General features: G+C 62.3%; 12 protein-coding genes. 6 read left to right on the top strand and 6 right to left on the bottom strand.

The window, feature by feature from the left end:
- Window positions 1–41: 41 nt before the first annotated feature.
- From MON38_RS21380 to MON38_RS21370, 3 genes are read left to right on the top strand one after another with little or no spacing between them, the layout of a single operon-like run.
- Window positions 42–731 (top strand): DUF6624 domain-containing protein, encoded by a 690-nt coding sequence (locus MON38_RS21380; RefSeq protein WP_241938197.1) that lies wholly within the window; start codon window positions 42–44, stop codon window positions 729–731.
- Between the two features lie 10 nt (window positions 732–741).
- Window positions 742–1194: a GNAT family N-acetyltransferase gene (locus MON38_RS21375; RefSeq protein WP_241938196.1), complete on the top strand. Its 453-nt coding sequence runs from the start codon at window positions 742–744 to the stop codon at window positions 1192–1194.
- Window positions 1195–1253: 59 nt separating this feature from the next.
- Window positions 1254–2735, top strand: coding sequence for a PAS domain-containing protein (locus tag MON38_RS21370; protein WP_241938195.1), 1482 nt, complete (start codon window positions 1254–1256; stop codon window positions 2733–2735).
- 142 nt (window positions 2736–2877) lie between these two features.
- Here the strand turns inward: MON38_RS21370 and MON38_RS21365 are convergent, their stop codons facing one another.
- On the bottom strand, window positions 2878–3582 hold the full coding sequence (locus MON38_RS21365; protein ID WP_241938194.1) for a DsbA family oxidoreductase: 705 nt from the start codon (window positions 3580–3582) through the stop codon (window positions 2878–2880).
- 321 nt (window positions 3583–3903) lie between these two features.
- Here MON38_RS21365 and MON38_RS21360 point away from each other — a divergent pair, with 321 nt between their 5' ends.
- Both MON38_RS21360 and MON38_RS21355 read left to right on the top strand, forming a co-directional pair.
- Entirely contained in the window at window positions 3904–4905 is a 1002-nt protein-coding gene (locus MON38_RS21360) for an aldo/keto reductase (protein ID WP_241938193.1), read from the top strand.
- A gap of 55 nt (window positions 4906–4960) precedes the next feature.
- On the top strand, window positions 4961–5446 hold the full coding sequence (locus tag MON38_RS21355; RefSeq protein ID WP_241938192.1) for a YdeI/OmpD-associated family protein: 486 nt from the start codon (window positions 4961–4963) through the stop codon (window positions 5444–5446).
- 8 nt (window positions 5447–5454) lie between these two features.
- On the opposite strand, the gene MON38_RS21350 is transcribed toward MON38_RS21355, so the two are convergent.
- Together MON38_RS21350 and MON38_RS21345 are read right to left on the bottom strand one after the other, a co-directional pair.
- Window positions 5455–7230 carry a T9SS type A sorting domain-containing protein gene (locus MON38_RS21350; RefSeq protein ID WP_241938191.1) on the bottom strand — a complete coding sequence of 592 codons (1776 nt, stop codon included), beginning with the start codon at window positions 7228–7230 and terminating at the stop codon, window positions 5455–5457.
- A gap of 239 nt (window positions 7231–7469) precedes the next feature.
- Window positions 7470–7907 carry a DUF2141 domain-containing protein gene (locus MON38_RS21345; RefSeq protein ID WP_241938190.1) on the bottom strand — a complete coding sequence of 146 codons (438 nt, stop codon included), beginning with the start codon at window positions 7905–7907 and terminating at the stop codon, window positions 7470–7472.
- A gap of 147 nt (window positions 7908–8054) precedes the next feature.
- On the opposite strand from MON38_RS21345, the gene MON38_RS21340 reads away from it, so the two are divergent.
- Window positions 8055–9386 carry an NAD(P)/FAD-dependent oxidoreductase gene (locus MON38_RS21340; protein WP_241938189.1) on the top strand — a complete coding sequence of 444 codons (1332 nt, stop codon included), beginning with the start codon at window positions 8055–8057 and terminating at the stop codon, window positions 9384–9386.
- 111 nt (window positions 9387–9497) lie between these two features.
- On the opposite strand, the gene MON38_RS21335 is transcribed toward MON38_RS21340, so the two are convergent.
- The 3 genes from MON38_RS21335 to MON38_RS21325 all read right to left on the bottom strand — a co-directional run bounded on the left by MON38_RS21335 (window position 9498) and on the right by MON38_RS21325 (window position 16660).
- The gene (locus MON38_RS21335) at window positions 9498–10094 is read right to left on the bottom strand and encodes a DUF4136 domain-containing protein (protein WP_241938188.1); all 597 of its coding nucleotides are present in this window, start codon (window positions 10092–10094) and stop codon (window positions 9498–9500) included.
- A 130-nt stretch (window positions 10095–10224) separates the two neighbouring features.
- Complete coding sequence (gene plsY, locus MON38_RS21330; protein ID WP_241938187.1) at window positions 10225–10875, bottom strand: glycerol-3-phosphate 1-O-acyltransferase PlsY; 651 nt, start codon at window positions 10873–10875, stop codon at window positions 10225–10227.
- Between the two features lie 187 nt (window positions 10876–11062).
- A complete protein-coding gene (locus tag MON38_RS21325) occupies window positions 11063–16660 on the bottom strand; it encodes a hypothetical protein (protein WP_241938186.1) in 5598 nt (1865 codons plus the stop codon).
- Between the last annotated feature and the right edge of the window lie 48 nt (window positions 16661–16708).

Here is a 16708-nt window from a genome sequence, read left to right as displayed (position 1 = left end):
CGCCAAGACGCGAAGTGTCGCGTCTCTACAGTCGCTCTATTATGAAACCCTTGCTTCTCCTGCTCCTTGCGTTGCTGCCGCTGCTGGCCGCCGCCCAGGCCCCGCCGCAGAACCCGCGCCTGAAGCACGAGCTGGACAGCATCTACGCCGTGGACCAGAAGTGGCGCGGCATGCTTTTCGACCCGCGCCAGCGGCACCGGCCCGACTCGTTGGCCCGGGCCCTGGGCGTGACACGGGAAAGCCTGCCAACTTACCTCCCGCGCCAAATGTTGCGGACGGATTCGACCAACCAGGTGCGCGTGCAGCAGATTTTGAAGCGGTACGGCTACCCCGGCAAGACGCTGGTGAGCGAGCCCACGAACGAGGCCGCGTGGTACGTCATCCAACACTCGCCCGGCATCGACCAGTACCTGCCGCTCATCAAAAAAGCCGCTGACAAAGGTGAATTACCCTTTTACCTCTACGCCCAGATGCTGGACCGCCAGCTCATGCGCGCTGGCAAACCGCAGGTGTATGGAACGCAGGCCTTCGGCTACAATGTGCTGAACCCACAAACGGGCCGGCACGAAGCCCAGCCGCCCTTCGTGTGGCCCATCAAAGACCCGCAGCAGGTGAATGAGCGCCGAAAAAAGGCCGGCTTCCCAACCACTGTGGAGCAGAATGCCGCTAATTTGGGCATTCCGTACCGCGTACTGACATTGAAGGACGTCGAGAAGATGCCCAAAAACTAAGCGCTGACTTATGACTATCCGCTGGCACTGCCTGCCTTTCGAAAACCTGCCCAACCTGATTCTGTACGACCTGCTGCGTTTGCGCTCCGAGGTATTTGTAGTGGAGCAAAATTGTGTTTTTCAGGACATTGACCGCCAGGACATGGACGCGCACCACCTGCTGGGCTACAACGAAGCCGGCGAGCTGGCCGCTTACGCCCGCCTCTTCGACGCGGGCAAGAGTTACGAGCAGGCCAGCATCGGGCGCGTGATTGTGGCCCAGCCGTTCCGGCAGTACGGCCTGGGCCGCGAGCTGATGCGGCAGGCGCTGGCGTTTTCCGATGCGCTGTTCGGCCCGCAGGCCAATAAAATCGGGGCTCAGCAGCACCTCGAAGCCTTTTACAACGGCTTTGGCTACGAGCAGTGTGGGCCGATGTACGTGGAGGACGGCATCCCACACATTCCGATGTTGCGGCCCGCGTAGACCATTGACTAAAATCTGCGTATTTCGCACTCCGTTGCCGTCTTTCCGAAACCAGCACTATGCCTGCTCTCTCCTCCGACCTGATATCTGTTTTCAGCGCGTTGCCCAGCGCTTGCCTGCTGCTTTCGCCCGAATTGGTGATTGAGGCGGCCAGCGAGGCGTATTTGACCACCACCGCCACCCAGCGCGCCGACGTGCTGGGGAAGTACGTATTCGACGTATTTCCTGATAACCCCGACACCCCGGAGGCCCACAGCGTGCACGACGTGCGCGCCTCGATGGAGCGAGTGCTGGCCACGGGCCAGCCGCACGAGTTGCCCGTGCAGCCCTACGACACCCCCGACCCCGCCAATCCCGGCCAGTTCGTGGAGCGCTACTGGCAGGCCCGCAACGTGCCGGTGCTCGACGAGCAGGGCCGCGTGACGCACCTTATCCACACCGTGGTCGACATCACCGCGCAAACCCAGAACGCGGCCCGGGTGCAGGACGCCCAGCTTCGCGAGCAGGCCGCCCGCGAAGCCGCCGAGTGGCAGCGCGGCGAGCTGGCCCGCATTTTCGAGCAGGCCCCGGTGGCCATTGCCACCTACCGCGGTCCCAACTTCGTGATTGAGCTGGCCAACCCCAAGGTATTGGAGCTCTGGGACCGCACGCCGGCCCAGGCCATTGGCACGCCGCTGTTCGAGCTGCTGCCGGAAATTACCGGCCAGGGCTTTGATGATTTGCTGAACGAGGTGATGACAACCGGCAACCCGCACGTGGCCAAGGAAATGCACTCCACCATCGTGCGCAACGGCCAGCCCGAATCGGTGTACTGGAACTTCGTGTACCTGCCGCTGCGCGAAGACGATGGCACCATCACGGGCGCCATGGTAGTGGCCACCGAGGTGAGCGAGCAGGTGCAGGCCCGCCAGCAAATTCAGGTGTTGAACGACCAGCTCGCGGCCGTGAACCGCGCCCTGCACGAGAGCAACGCCGAGTTGCTCACCAACCAGGAAGAAGTGCTGAAAGTGCAGCAGCTGCTCGAAGGCAGCGTGGCCGAACGCACCAGGCAGCTCGAAACCGCCCTCTCCGACGCCGAGCAGCACCGTAGCGCCGTGGCCCAGCAGCAGCGCCTGCTCAGCCAGATTCTGGGGCAGGTACCGGCCAGCATCGCCACCCTCACCGGGCCCGAGCACCGCTATTCGTTTTTCAACGAGCATTACCAGCAGCTCTCCGGCGGCCGCACGCAGCTGGGGCTCAAAGTAGCCGAAGTGTTCCCCGAAGTAGTGGAGCAGGGCTTTATTGACCTGCTCGACAAAGTGTATACCACCGGCGTGCCCTTCGTGGGCCGCGACACGCCTGCCCAGCTCTACGACCCCGCCACGGGCCGCCCCGAAACCCGCTACGTTGACTTCACTTACCAGCCCCTGCTCAGCGACCAGAACCAGACGCTGGGCGTGCTGGCTTTCATCGTGGACGTGACCGAGAAAGTGCTGGCGCAACACCAGGCCGAAGCACTGAAGGCGCAGCTGCGCGGTGAAATGCCGGGAACGGCGAACTGAGCCAGCAAACAAAAAAACGGTCATGCTGAGCGCAGCCGAAGCATCTCTACCGCACAGGTAATTCATTTACCATTGCGGTAGAGATGCTTCGGCTGCGCTCAGCATGACCGTTCTGGATTTAGCAACATACTCCCTTTTGCCCCTACACCGCGCAGCCCTCCGGCCCGCAGGCATCGCCGTCGGCCAGCGAAACCAGAGCCGGTTTGGCGGGCTTGAACTCCTCGTATACCTTCTCCAGCACCTCGGCAAACAGCTCGCTGGGCTGGGCGCCCGATACCGCGTATTTGTCCTCGAATACGAAGAAGGGCACGCCGCGCACGCCGATTTGCTGGGCCTGGTACTCATCGAGGCGCACGGCGTTGGCGTAGGTGCCGGCCAGCAGGGCTTCGCGGCTTTCGGTGGCATCGAGGCCGACTTCGGTGCCGAGCTTCACGAGGGTGTCGAGGTCGCCGATGTTCTGGCCTTCGAGGTAGTAGGCGGCCATGAGGCGCTCCTTGGTGGCATCCTGCCGGCCGTAGTGGGCGCCGAGGTGAATGAGCTGGTGCGCCAGAAAGGTATTGGCCGGAATGGCTTTATCGAACTGGTAATTGAGGCCAACTTCCTTGGCGGCGTTGGTCATGTAGTCGTTCATTTTGCGGCCTTCCTCCACCGAAACGCCCTTTTTCTTGGCCAGCGACTCGTGGATGCTTTCGCCGGGAATGGGCTCGAAGTCGGGCGTGAGCTGGAAGCTGTGCCACACCACTTCCACCTCATCGCGGTGCACGAAGTCTTTCAGGGCATTCTCAAACTTGCGCTTGCCGATGTAGCAGAACGGGCACACCACGTCGGACCAGATTTCAACTTTCATATTGTTGGGATTTTTAAAGCAATGGAAGTGGCTACAAGAAACGGACGGGGCGAAAAGTTTCGGGCGGGGCGGAGTAAGAGAAAGAACGTCATGCAAAGCGCAGCGAAGCATCTTGCCCGCCACCACTAATCCTTTTGCCTTTATTGCATTGCGCGGTAGAGATGCTTCGCTGCGCTCTGCATGACCGTTGTGATAGGTGCTAACCGCATGCCAGGCGGCGTTCAAATCAACTCCCTACCACAACCTTCGCCCCCAAAGCCGGGTTAACAGCCCCGGCCCCAACGCGGCCACTTTCCCCTTCAATCAGACCAACCACTCCTCATGGAATATCAAAAATTAGGTTCCTCCGACGTTTCCGTTTCGCGCATCACCTTCGGCAGTTGGGCGGCTGGGGGCTGGATGTGGGGCGGCACCGAGCAGAACGACGCCGTGGGCGCCATCCACGCCAGCTACGAGCTGGGCGTGACCAGCATCGACACGGCGCCGGTGTACGGCATGGGCTTCAGCGAGGAAATCGTGGGCGAAGCCATCAAAAGCCTGCCGCGCGACAAGGTGCAGATTTTGACCAAATTCGGCATGCGCTGGAACGAGGCCAAAGGCGATTTCGCCATGAAAACCAAGGACAACAACGGCCACGACCTTGACGTGTACAAGTATGCTGGCCGCGACAGCATCATCCGGGAATGCGAGGACAGCCTGCGCCGCCTCGGCACCGACTACATCGACCTCTACCAGCAACACTGGCCCGACGTGACCACCCCAATTGACGAAACGATGGAGGCCGTGAGCCGGCTCATCGAGCAGGGCAAAGTGCGGGCGGCCGGCGTGAGCAACTACTCGGTGGCCCAGATGCAGGAAGCCGAAAAGACGCTCAACCTCGCTTCCAACCAAGTGCCCTACAGCATGCTGCGCCGCGATATTGAAGCCGATGTAGTGCCGTACTGCCTCGAAAACCACAAAGCCATTCTGGTGTACAGCCCGCTGCAATTGGGCCTGCTGACGGGCAAGATGAAGCCCGGCCAGGAGTTCGGCGCGGGCGACCTGCGCAACGGCAACCGCTTCTTCACGCCCGAAAACGTGAAGCGGGTGAACAGCCTGCTGAATAAAATCCGGCCGCTGGCCGAAACCAAAAACGCCACCCTCAGCCAGCTCGTGCTGCGCTGGACGCTGGCGCAGCCCGGCATTTCGGTGGCACTGGTGGGCGCCCGCAACCCCGAGCAGGCCGTGCAGAATGCCCGGGCGATGGATTTCCAGCTCACGTTTGAACAGGTGGATTTCATCAACAAGCAGCTGCGGGAGCTGGCGGGCACCGCAGTGGCCTAGCGGGGGCAGGGCCCACCGTGCCAGGCAAAGCGCGGCGTGGTGTTGCTTTGCGCGCATGTTTCAACCTATTCATTTCCGCGCCGTGCTGGAACCGGGCGGGCCCAGCTTCATGCCTACCCAAACCATTGTGGTGCCGGCCGAGGTGCTCGACGCGCTCGGCGGCAAGGCGACGAAACGCGTCATCGCGACCATTCACGGGCAGGCGCTGCGGCTGGGGCTGCTGCCGCTGGAAGGCGGCGGACGCTACCTGATGCTGAACAAGGACGTGTGCGCCGCTACCGGCATTGCGCTGGGCGACAAGCTGGCAATCACCATCGAACCCGACCCCAACCCCGACCACGTGGACCTGCCCGACGAGCTGGCCGAAGCCCTCGCCGCCTGGCCCGAGGCCGAAATCGCCTTCCATCGCTACAGCGGCGCGCACCGCCGCGCCATGGCCCGGCTGGTCGCCGAAGCCAAGCAGCCCGCCACCCGTGCCCGCCGCGCTATCACGCTGGTCGAGCGACTGGGTCGCGGGCTGCATCCGTTTCGGGGCGACTGAGCGGCGCGTTACCGCTTCTCGATGCGCTGCACCGAGCTGCCCCCGGCGGTGCGCACCTGCAGCAGGTACAGCCCGGCCGGCAAGCCGGCGAGCGTTAGCTCCTGTACGCAGCCACCGGTCAGGGTTTCGGTGCGCACCACCTGGCCGGCCAAGCCAAGCACGCGCACGGCGCAGGGTTCGGCGGCAGCAGCCGTTAGGTCGAGGGTGAGGCGGTCGGTGACGGGGTTGGGGTAGGCCAGCACGGGCAGCGTGCCGGGGGCCACGCTCACCTTCAGCACCGGCGAATAGGCCACGGCCCCGTCGCGGTCTACCTGCCGCAGGCGGTAGTAGCTGGTGCCAGCTAGCGGCTGCACGTCGGTAGCGGCGTACACGGTAGCGGCGGTGGAATTGCCCTGAGCAGCTACCTCGCGCACGGCCTGGTAAGTTTCGCCCTGGGCGCTGCGCTCGATAACGAACACGGCGCTGTTTTGCTCCGAAGCCGTGGCCCAGCGCAGCTGCACCTGGCCCTTTACCACGTCGGCGGTGAAGACGGCCAGCTCGACGGGCAGCGGCCGCAGCGAGCAGTATGTGGTGTTGGCGGCGCCCACGCTGCCGGTTTGCGAGTCGAAGCCCGTGGCGTTGCCCGAGTCACAAAAATCGAGGCGGCCTACCATCCCGAACGAGCCGGCATTCACGGAGTAGCCGTTGGTGGTGAAGCTGCCGCGCAGCGGCGCGGCCGGGCCGGTCATGCTGGCCCCGGCCTGGTTCGAGAAGTTGCCGGTGCTGGCCACAATGCCCGCGTTGCTCACCGTGCCGTAGTTTATCAGCTGGCCCGTCACCCGGAACGTGGCGCCGCGGTTATTAGTCAGGCTGGAATTGGCGCTGATGTCGCCCATGCCCTGGGTCATCGTCATGGCCCCGCTGTTGGTGATGGTGGTGGCCGAGCCCATGCCCAAGTACGAGCCGAAGGTGGCCGTGCCGGTGTTCACAAAGCTGTTGGGGCCGGTGCTGGGAAAGTTGAAGCCTTTGGTCCAAGTGCCGCTGTTGTTGATGGTTAGCGCGCCGCCGGGGTTGAGGTTGGCCGTCCAGGTGCCGCCGGAGTGGTTGAGGGTGAGGCTGCCCGAGAAGTTCAGGTCGGAGGCGTTCCAGGTACCGCTGTTGTTGATAACGGTGGTGCCGGTGGGCGTGATATAAGCCGACCAAGTGCCGGCCGCAAAGTTGTTGATGGTGCTGTTGGGCAAGTTGTTAATCTGGCCGCTCCAGTTGCCGTAGTTGTTGATGGTGACGGGAGCTGTGAAGTTGCCTCCTACGTAGCCCGACCACAACGCTTTGGAGCTGGCAGAATTTCCGTTGTTGATAACCGTGGGCCCGCTGAGGACGACATTGTCCGACGAGATGGTGCCCCTGTTGTACAGTACGGTGCCGGTAGTGCCGCTCGCCACCGCGATACGGCTGCCGCTGCCATTGCCACCGTTGCCGTTGCTGATTTCGCTTTCGTTGCGGATAACCGTGTTGTTGCCCGTCACCCTGATTTGACCACTCCTGGTAAAGCCGCCCAGGTTAATTACCGTCACGTTGTCACCCAGCACGTTGATGGTGCCATCGAAGTTGACATTGCTTGCGATAATGATGGTTTCGCCACCAATCATGTTGAAAATATCCGACTTATTCGGATTGTCAACAGTGTAGCTACAGGTGGTGCACTGGGCCCAGGCCTGGCTCAGCGAGCCATTGGCCAGCAGCAAAACCGCAGCACTCAGCAAGGTTCGAACCGATGCAGAAAAGGAGGTAAAGCGTCGTTGCATAGTACAGGTAAAAAAGAACGCAGAAAAAGTCTATTTCATACAAAGCTAATATGTTAGTTATGATTTATAACTGCATCAAGAAACATTGATACTTTGCCGCACTAACCCTAATTGCACTGTGGCAGCCCCATTTGCCGGTGGTGGATGCTAACTGGGCCTGAATGCGCAAAAAAAACCCACCGCTGCCCGAGCAACGGTGGGTTTTTCGAATAATATAGAGCGATTTATATTTTTACGTTTTAGTCTTTAAGTACAATATTCACCACGCGTCCCGGGCCGCTAACCAGGAACTTACACTCGTTGAAGTCGGGCGCGGCCACCGTGGGCCGGATGTTGTTGGAGAAGGCGTAGGGCTCGGTAGGAATGCCGAGAAAGTTCTTGTCAATCTTATCGTTGTTGTTCAAGTCCTGGGTGAGCGACACAGCCCATTCGCCGCGTGGCAGGTCGATGGACAGCGCGATTTCCGGCTTGCCCTCGGGCTTCACGGCCCGCATGTACGCCCACTTGCCGCTTTTCAGAAACCCCTCGCGAGTGTTGTAGAAATACAGCTTGACGGTAGACGAAGTGGACGCGAGCGACGACACCACTACCCTGACCGGCTGGGTTTCGGTGGCGGGCGCCGCAGCTCCCAGCACGCCGGCGCTGAGCAACAGGGAAGCAAAAGGCAGCAGTTTCATAAGCAAGCACTTAAATTGGTGAACGTAGGCGGCTAACGCGACTTAGGGGTGCAGAGTTCGCCGCGCCGGCCGTGCCGCACAACCCCACCGGCCCAAAACGGGTAAGCAGGCCGCAGGAGCCACTAACCGGCTTCGCATCTTTACGGCATGGAAGGCTTAACGAAAATTGATGACCTCGGCAAGCCGCGGGTGGTGATTGTGGGCGGCGGCTTTGGTGGCCTGGAGCTGGCCAAAAGCCTGGCCGATGCGCCCGTGCAGGTGGTGCTGCTCGATAAGCAGAACTACCACACATTCCAGCCGCTGCTGTACCAGGTGGCCACCGCGGGCCTGGATGAGGGCGACATCGTGTCGCCGTTTCGCAAAATCCTGAGCCAGCAGGAGAATTTCTACTTCCGGCTGGCCGAGGTGCAGGCCGTCGATACCGAGAAGCAGGTGGTGGAAACCACCATCGGGCTGCTGCGCTACGACTTCCTGGTACTGGCCACCGGGGCTGAGCCCAACTACTTTGGCGATAAGGCGATGGAGAAAAATTCTATTGCCATCAAGAGCGTGGAGGAGGCCATTGAGCTGCGCAACACGGTGCTTTCCAACTTCGAGCAGGCCCTGCAGCTCGGCGACTACGAGCAAATCAACAGCCTGCTCGACTTCGTGATTGTGGGCGGCGGCCCCACCGGCGTCGAAATTGCGGGCGCGCTGAGCGAGCTGCGCACCCACGTGTTCCCGAAGGACTACCGCGAGCTCGACTTCAAGGAAATGGACATCCACCTGGTGCAAAGCGGGCCGGTGCTGCTGAAGGGCATGTCGGCCAACGCCTCGCAGAAGGCGCTGGAGTCGTTGCGCGAGTTTGGGGTGCAGGTGTGGCTGGAGGCGCGGGTGAAGTCGTACGACGGCTATACCGTCACGCTCAATACCGGCCAGCAGTTCGTGTCGCGCACCGTCATTTGGGCGGCGGGCGTAACGGGCGCGCCCATTCAGGGCCTGCGGGCCGACTGCCTGCTGCCCGGCAACCGCTACGCTGTGGACGAATACAGCCGCGTGACGGGCTACGACAACGTGTTTGCCATCGGCGACATCGCGGCCATGAAAACGGCCGACTACCCCGAGGGCCACCCCATGGTGGCGCAGCCCGCCATTCAGCAGGGCCGGCTGCTGGGCGACAACCTCAAGCGCTGGCTGGGCGGGCAGTTGGCCGAGCGGTTTCAGTACCATGACAAGGGCGCGATGGCTACCATCGGCCGCAACCACGCCGTGGCCGACATCAAGCTCTTCGGTAAGGAATATCACCTCAGCGGCCTGCTGGCCTGGCTGGCCTGGGGCGTGGTGCACGTCATCTCACTGGTGAGCTTCCGCAACCGCCTCATGGTGCTGCTGCAATGGACGTGGAGCTACATCAGCTACGACAAGGGTCTGCGCTACATTGTGGGCAAGCGCAAGGCGCTGGTGGAAAAGGACATGGAAGAGGGCAAGGCGATTGTGTAGGGGCGCTACCGGGATTCCACCTGCCGGCCCCTACCCAACTCCTAGCACATCACCCTACACAACAACGCCCGGCCAATACGACCGGGCGTTGTGCGTAGCAGGCCAGCGGGCTCAGGAGCCCGTTTTGCCCTTGGGGAATTTCTCCAGAATGTCCTTGGCGGCTTCGGCAAACTGCGGGCCCAGGCGGGCGGGGTCGTCGACGGGGTCGGCCATCGAGCCGCGCCACACCAGGTTGTTGGTGCGGGCGTCGATGAAGTCTAACACCAGCGTGCCTTCGCGGTAGCGCTCCACGTGCGAGGTGCGGTAGTAGGCCGGCGAGTACCAGTAGCCGTAGTTCACGGGCAGCAGGGCCCCGCGGTAGCGCACGGCGTAGGGGTAAGCAAAGCCGGCGGGCGGCGGGTCGCTCACGGTGCGCTCGGCCTGCTCCACGTAGAGGTGGGTGGTGAGGTAGAAATCGGGGTTGTCGTCGACGCGGCGCAGGCCGCGCTTGCTCAGCTCGCCTTCGATGGCCTGCTGAATATTGGTCTGCGCGATGGAGCTGCGCAGCAGCGGGTTCTGGTCGCCCTGGGTTTTCACCTCGGTATCGGCCCAGGCGTAGGTGCGGTAATTGGCGAAATTGGTGCCGGCCTGTTGTTCGACGGTCACGGCTGGAGAGCAGGCGCTGAGCCACAGCAGCAGCAGCGCAACCCAGGCAAATGAATGCTTCATGATGGGGGCGGTTAAAGCGGGAAGTGGAGAAAAACAGCAGATTTTACCTACGCTCGCCGCCAAAGGTTACAGCCACGCTGGCGCTGCTGTTTCCCCCACTCATTGCTTAGCCGGCCCCCATGCTTGGCGCCTATTTTTTGCGTTCCCACGGCATGGGCACGCGGCTTTCGGTGCCGCTGCGCAGGCGGCCGATGTTGGCGCGGTGGGTGTAAATCAGCAGCGCGGCCAGCCCGAAGCCCACGTACACCAGAAACGGCTGCGCCGGCCGGAACTGCGGCAGCAACTGCAGCAGCGCGAACGTAACGCCCGCCGTCATGCTGGCCAGGCTCACGAAGCGGAATATTAATAGCATGACGATGAAGACGAGAATGCACACGCCCACCGTGGCCGGGGCCACGCCCAGCATCATGCCCAGGATGGTGGCCACGCCCTTGCCGCCCCGAAACTGCGCAAACACCGGGTAGATGTGCCCCACCACGGCCAGCGCCCCACAGGCCAGGCGGTAGTACAGCTCGTGCTCGGGCGCAATGGCCCCTTGCGCCACCAGCCACTGCGGCAGGAAAAACGCCGCTACAAAGCCTTTCAGCGCATCCACAAAGAGCACGAAGCTGCCCGCCTTCGGCCCCAGCACCCGGAAAGTGTTGGTGGCCCCGGCGTTACCCGAGCCGTGCTCCCGGATATCGGCCAGGTTGAAAAAGCGCCGGCCCACCCACAAGGCCGTGGGAATAGAACCAAGCAGGTAGGCGGCCAGCAGCGCCAGCAGGATGTAGAGGATGGGCATGAACGGAGTGGGTTCTGAAGTGTCGGGGGGTTGGGGCAATAAAGAACGTCATGCCGAGCGAAGTCGAAGCATCTCCACCGCAATACCAACCCTCATGATTGGGACTGCTACTGCAGTAGAGATGCTTCGGCTTCGCTCAGCATGACGTTCGGGGTTCGGGCCGGGAACGGTTGAAGTAGCTGAGTTTCTAGCTGTCGCCGAAGGGGTCGGAGCCGGCTTTCTTTTTCTGTTTCTCTTCTTCCTTCTTCTTTTTTTCTTCCTCCTTTTTCAGTCGCTCCTCTTCCTTTTTCTGCTTTTCGGCCTCCTTGGCCAAGCGGGCGGCCTCCTTTTTGTCGGGGGCATTGGGGAAATCGACCGGGGTTTCCGGTGTGGGCGGCTCGTTGGCCGGCGCAGCGCCGGTGGCGGGCGTGCCGGTAGCCGGGGCCTTGTCGGGGGCGGCCTTGGTGGCGGCTGCAGTGCTGTCGGCCGGCGTGGCTTTGGCGGCGGGCTTGGCAGCCGGGGTGGGCGCGGGGGCAGCAGCCTTTTTGGTGGGGGCCGGGGCTGGGTCTTCCATTACACCATCGCCGAAGGGGTCGTCGGCCTTGGCCTTCTTCTTCTTTTTGGATGACGTGGCAGCCGTTTCCGGAGCGGGCGTGCCGGGGTCAGCCAGGGCCTCGTCCACGGCATCCTTCTTCTTTTTCTTCTTGTTGGCTACCTCGTCGAAAGCCGGCTCGGCGGCAGCGGGCTTGCTCGCCCGAGCCAGCGGCTTGGGCTTGATACCGAGGAAGTCCTTCTGGAAGTGCTGACGGAAGTTGTCCACGTCGGCAAAGTCACCCAGGAAAGCCCCGTAGCTGGTGGCCGTTTCGTACTCGCCCTTGGCCTTGGCGGCAATTTCACCGTCAAAGTCCTCGTTCTGCGACTTCACCAGCAGCAGGTTGTTGGCAAACTTGAAGTAGTACCAACTCGTGGCATCGGCCTCTAGGTACAGTTGCACCACATCGCCCCCGCTTTCGCGGCGAATTTCCACGTAGCCATTTATCAGCGAGTTCAGCGGCTGCTTGCCCACGCCGGCAATCCCAATCGGTCCCACCGAGTACCAGGCGCGGCGCTTGTCGTTCCAGCGCAGGTTCACGCGGTTCAGCACAATGGTGTGGGCCAGCTTGGGCGAGAGCTTCACCAGCGCGTCGGCAAAACCGCGGCGCTGCGAGTAGGCATCCACGCCCTTGTTGCCAATGAACTGGGCCAGGTTATATAGCTCGTTGGTCGAGCCGGTCTGGGCTTCGGGCAGGTTCTTGGTGGTTTTGGCCAGTTCGTTGGCCATCAGGTCGAGGGCCTTCGGCGGCAGGGTCACGTCAATGCCCAGCAGCGTTTCCACGGTGTAGCGGGCACTGTCGGGGTTGGCCGTGCCGATGCCGGCCCCGACCATTTTGAAGTCTTTCACTCCATCGCCGATGAAGCTCATCGGGCCGTGGAAGTTGAGGGTATTGGTGGCGTCGGTATAAGTCAGTGCCGAGCCTTCGTAGGCGTTGGCGTCGGCTGGGTCGTTGCGCGAAATCGTGTACACCTCCTTGGCCTGGTCGTAGCTCAGCTTGCCGTCCACTTTGAACACCGTGAGGTCGGTGGAGTTGGGCACCGCTGCCGCATACAGCGGGTAGAGCGCATCGGTCTGGTCCGACAGGAAAATGCCGGTCAGCAACGGCGCGCCGTCTTCAGCCTTCACGTCGTTCAGGTTCAGGCTGAAGTTTTTCGGGTCGATGGAGTCCTTCACTGCCACCCACTGGGCCAGGTTGCGGTTTTTGCCAAACTGCAGTTGCACTTCGCCCGTGAAGGCGAAGCCCCGGCGGCGCGAGTTCAGCTCCACGTTGCCGCGGTAGCCGATGCGCGGCGTGAGCTGAAACTTGCTGGCACTGCTCACCACGGCCGTGGCCACGGTGGCCGGGCCTTCGGCGGTGCCGTTTTCGGAGCCGATGGCCGCGCCCGATTCGTCGCGCTTAAACTTCTTGCCTTTGCCGGCCATCACGGCCGCCTGGTCGGGCCCGAAGCTGCCGAAGCGCAGCGCCACTGAGTCGTGGGCGGTTTTGAAAATGTACTCCCCGGTACCAGCAAACGACTCCTTCGACAGCACGTCGATGTTGCCGTTGTACAGCTTGTGGAACTTGGCCAGCGAATCGAGCACCACGCCCGCATTGCGCAGGCGCTGCAGGCGGCCGGCCGCCAGAATGTTCACATGGCCCGAGTCGGGGATAATCCAGGCATCGGCGGCGGCAATGTAGGGCACACCACCCACCTTCATCTGGTACCTGGCCAGGTCGTAGATACCATTGGACGCCTTGAATTTCAGGCCCAGCTGGTTGGAGTTGGTGGCGTAGAAGTACGACTTGGTCGAGTCGTTGCCCGGGGCTACGCGCAGGCGCACCTCCTTCTTCTTGAAGTCCCAGTGCCCACCGCTGAGTGTGGTGCGGAACTTCGAGTACGGCAAATCGATGCTCGCCTTGCTGTCCTTCTCGCGCTTGAAATCGGCGTAGCCATTCTTCAGGTTGTAGTCAAATTCGACTTCGTTGGCCGACAGCGCCGGCTTGTTGGCCTCGGCCGACTTCACGTTGAGCGTGGCGTGCCGGCCCGAGTAGCTATCAGACTTAAACGTGAACTCGGGCGACTTGATGTAGGACTGTGGCCCGTCGAGGCGTCCGTCGCCGCCGGCCGAAGTCGGCGTGAGCAGCGCCGTGCCCTTAAAGTTATAGGCTGTCACCGTCTTGGATTTGGCATCGCCCTTCGAGTACAGGCGAATGGGGGCATCGGAGCCGGGCGGCGTGGTCAGGAACATCGAATCCTGTTTCACTTTCCAATTCATGATGTAGCCGCGCGGCAGGGCCATCTTCGGAATATCCACGCCGTCGGTGTGCTTGGCCGCCACGTTGCCCATCGTGCCCACGGCCACCACCGAGTCGCGGTAGAGTACGAAGCTGTCGGAATTAAAGGTCCCGGTCTGGTACGTCACCATGCCGTCGGCCTGCAGGCCGCGCCCGTCCATGCGCACCTTGTCGAACACGCGGCCCTTACCCTTATACAGCGGAAAGCCGTCTTTGGGCACGTCGTAGGCGAAGCCCAGGGCGCCGTCTTCCTGCAGCGTGAGCTTGGTTTTGATATCGGGAATGATGCCACCGCTGCGGAACGTGCCCTCGAAACCGGCTGCCGACTTGCTCAGCCCGTTCAGCGAATCGAGCTTGAAAGGCGGAATGTCGAACACCAGCGTCGAGTCGTAAGCCCCGCCCAGCACGTCCTGCTTGCGGAAGTACACGTTGGCCCCGCTCTTCGAGTCGAAGGCCGGGTACTGGCCCATTTTCTTACGGGCCGACTTGTTTTTGGGGTCGTTGATGTAGAGGCGGCCGGTGCTCACCTTGCCCCGGTTGGTGAGGGCGAAATCAGCCTTCTTGCCGGTGGGACGCCCCTTTTTATCCTTGGTTTCGCTGCGAATGACAATGGAGTCAATCTTGGCCATGTCGACGTAGAACCCCTTATAGTCAAACTTGAAATCGCGCCCCTTGAAGCGCATGGCCGAGGCCACCACCGTGCCGCCGAAGGTGATGTTGCGGTCCTGCCCGATGCGGATGATGGCGCTGTCGGGCTTCACGTACACCGTGGCCGAGTCGTCGGAAAAATTGAAGCGCTGCACGCCGCGCACCGTCAATTCGTTGGTATTCAGGTTGAGCGTGGCGTTTTTGCCCGAGCCTGACAGTGACTTGATGGCGATGTGGTCGTAGTCCTTCTTGTCGCGGGCCGAGGCCACGTAGTGCGTGCCTTTGGGCAGAATGGTGACTTCGCCGGTTTGGGGGTTCCAGGCCACGTAGCCGTCGCGGGCCAGGCCCGACATGGCGCTGCGCATGTTGGCCTCGCTGGTGCCCAGGTCGGTGGCCAGGTTGCTCACGTTCACGGCTTTTAGGTTGCCGTGGGTCTGGCTGTAGCCCACCAGCATCTGCAACGGGTGCAGGCGGTTGATGCTCTTGAGCTGCTGGTACCGGTCGTTGGTGAAGAACTCCTTGCTTTCAAAATCGGCCGACTGCTGGTTTTTGGCCGAGAGCACCGCAAAATCGAGCGCCGACTTGCGCAAGTCCCAGTTCAGGGCCTCGGTCCGGATTTCGAGCTGGTGGTAGGAGTCGCTGTAGGGCGTGTTCTTGTAGAGGCCCTCCTCGCGCGCCAGCTTCAGCTGCTGCTGGCTTTTGAGGTACTTCAGCGTCACGCCGGGGTGCGTAATTGAGTCCTTCGCCCCCTCATAAATGGTGATGCCGGCCCGGCTGGCCGTAATCACGGAGTCGCCCAGCACGTAGGCCCGCGACGACGCCCGGAACTTGGGCTTGCCGTCCAGGCTCACCGTCAGGTTCGACAGCGAGCCGTCCAGCGCCGCGCTCAGCACCTTGAAACCGGCCATCGACAAGCCCCCGCGGTACTGAATGTTCTGGCCCAGGTTTTTGATGCGGGCATCGTTGGTGAGCGAGATGAAGCGCGGGTAGCCGGTATCGACCTGGCCGGGCTTGCGGCGCACGCTCTTGTAGCTGAGCGCGCCCTTCACCGGCGCTTCGAGCAGAAAGGGATACGTCACGGTCACGGGCTGAGCCGTGAACTCGGGCTTGGTCATGTCGAAGTCGAACGGCCCCATGTCCGCCGTCACCAGATTGGTGCGAATGGACCACACAAACTGCCCGCTCGTAGCCACAAAACGGTGGCTGTTGAAGACGGCCGACCCGCTCACTTTCTTGATGAACACCGAGTCGCCGCCGGTCGCCATGAACATGTCGGCGTTTTCCACTTTTAGCACCGGCCCGCGCACGGGCGGCGGCGTGTACTCGTCGTAGGGCAGCGCCGAAGGCGTGAAAGCCGCTGGCTGGTCAAAATCCGAGGCTTTGGCCACCGGCGCGGCAGCGGAGGCGGGCGTCGCGGCAGCGGGTTTGGCAGTTGTTTTGGCCACGGGCTTTTTGGCGGGCGCGGGTTTTTTCTTCACGGGCGCACCCCAACCGTCGTCGTCGCCCCAGCCGCTGTTGGAGGGCGACGACCACAGGTCGGCCGTGTCCCAGCCGTCGCTGCTGGCTTTCTTCTTTTTGGGCGCGGGTTTGGCAGCCGGCTTGGCGGCGGCCGCCACGGGCTTTTTGGCCACGGGTTTGGGCGCGGCCGGCAGCGGCGCTTCTTTGGGAGCCGGCGCGCTGGCGCCAAATTCCAGGTTCGACTGCGGCACGGCCAGCGGCGTGTAGGCAAACGAAATGGTGCCGTTCACGGCGCGCAGCGTGTTGTAGCCGGTGCGGTAGAGGTAGCCGCCGTTGAAGAAGCGGTTGGAGCTGGCCAGAAAACGGTCGGCTTCTTCGGGGGCCTCGTTGGCGAGGGTCTGCGTCAGCACGTCCAGAAACTGGTCCATCTGCTGGTCGCTCAGCTTGGCGCGCATTTTACCGTTCACCAGCGCATTAAACAGCGTTTCGAAGTGCGGCCGGGGCCGAAATTTCTTGGCCAGCATGGTTTGCGAAATGGCCACAATGCGCGCCTGCTGCGACGCCGTGAGGCTATTGGAACCCCAAAGCTCTTTGAGCCGGGCCGCAATGACGCGCGCGCCGGCGTTGTTGGTGCTGGCCATCATGGCCTGCACGTCGGAAATGTACTGGAGCGGGTCGGTCGAAAGCTTGCCGGGCTGGTAGCGTGGCGCAGTGGCCGCGGCCGCGGCCGCCGGGGTAGCAGGCGCGGGCTTGGTTTGGGCGTGCACGGTTCCGGCGCTGCCACTCAGCAGGCCCAGGAAAACGCACATCATCGTTACGATTTGCTTCATAGAATGTCGATACACGGCAATAAATCCGGACGGGACGGCGGGCGCGGC

Origin of the sequence: Hymenobacter cyanobacteriorum (assembly GCF_022631375.1) — a bacterium.
In the GTDB taxonomy this organism is placed as follows: domain Bacteria; phylum Bacteroidota; class Bacteroidia; order Cytophagales; family Hymenobacteraceae; genus Hymenobacter; species Hymenobacter cyanobacteriorum.
Note: the sequence above shows the minus strand (reverse complement) of the source record. Positions and strands in the feature narration are given on the sequence as shown.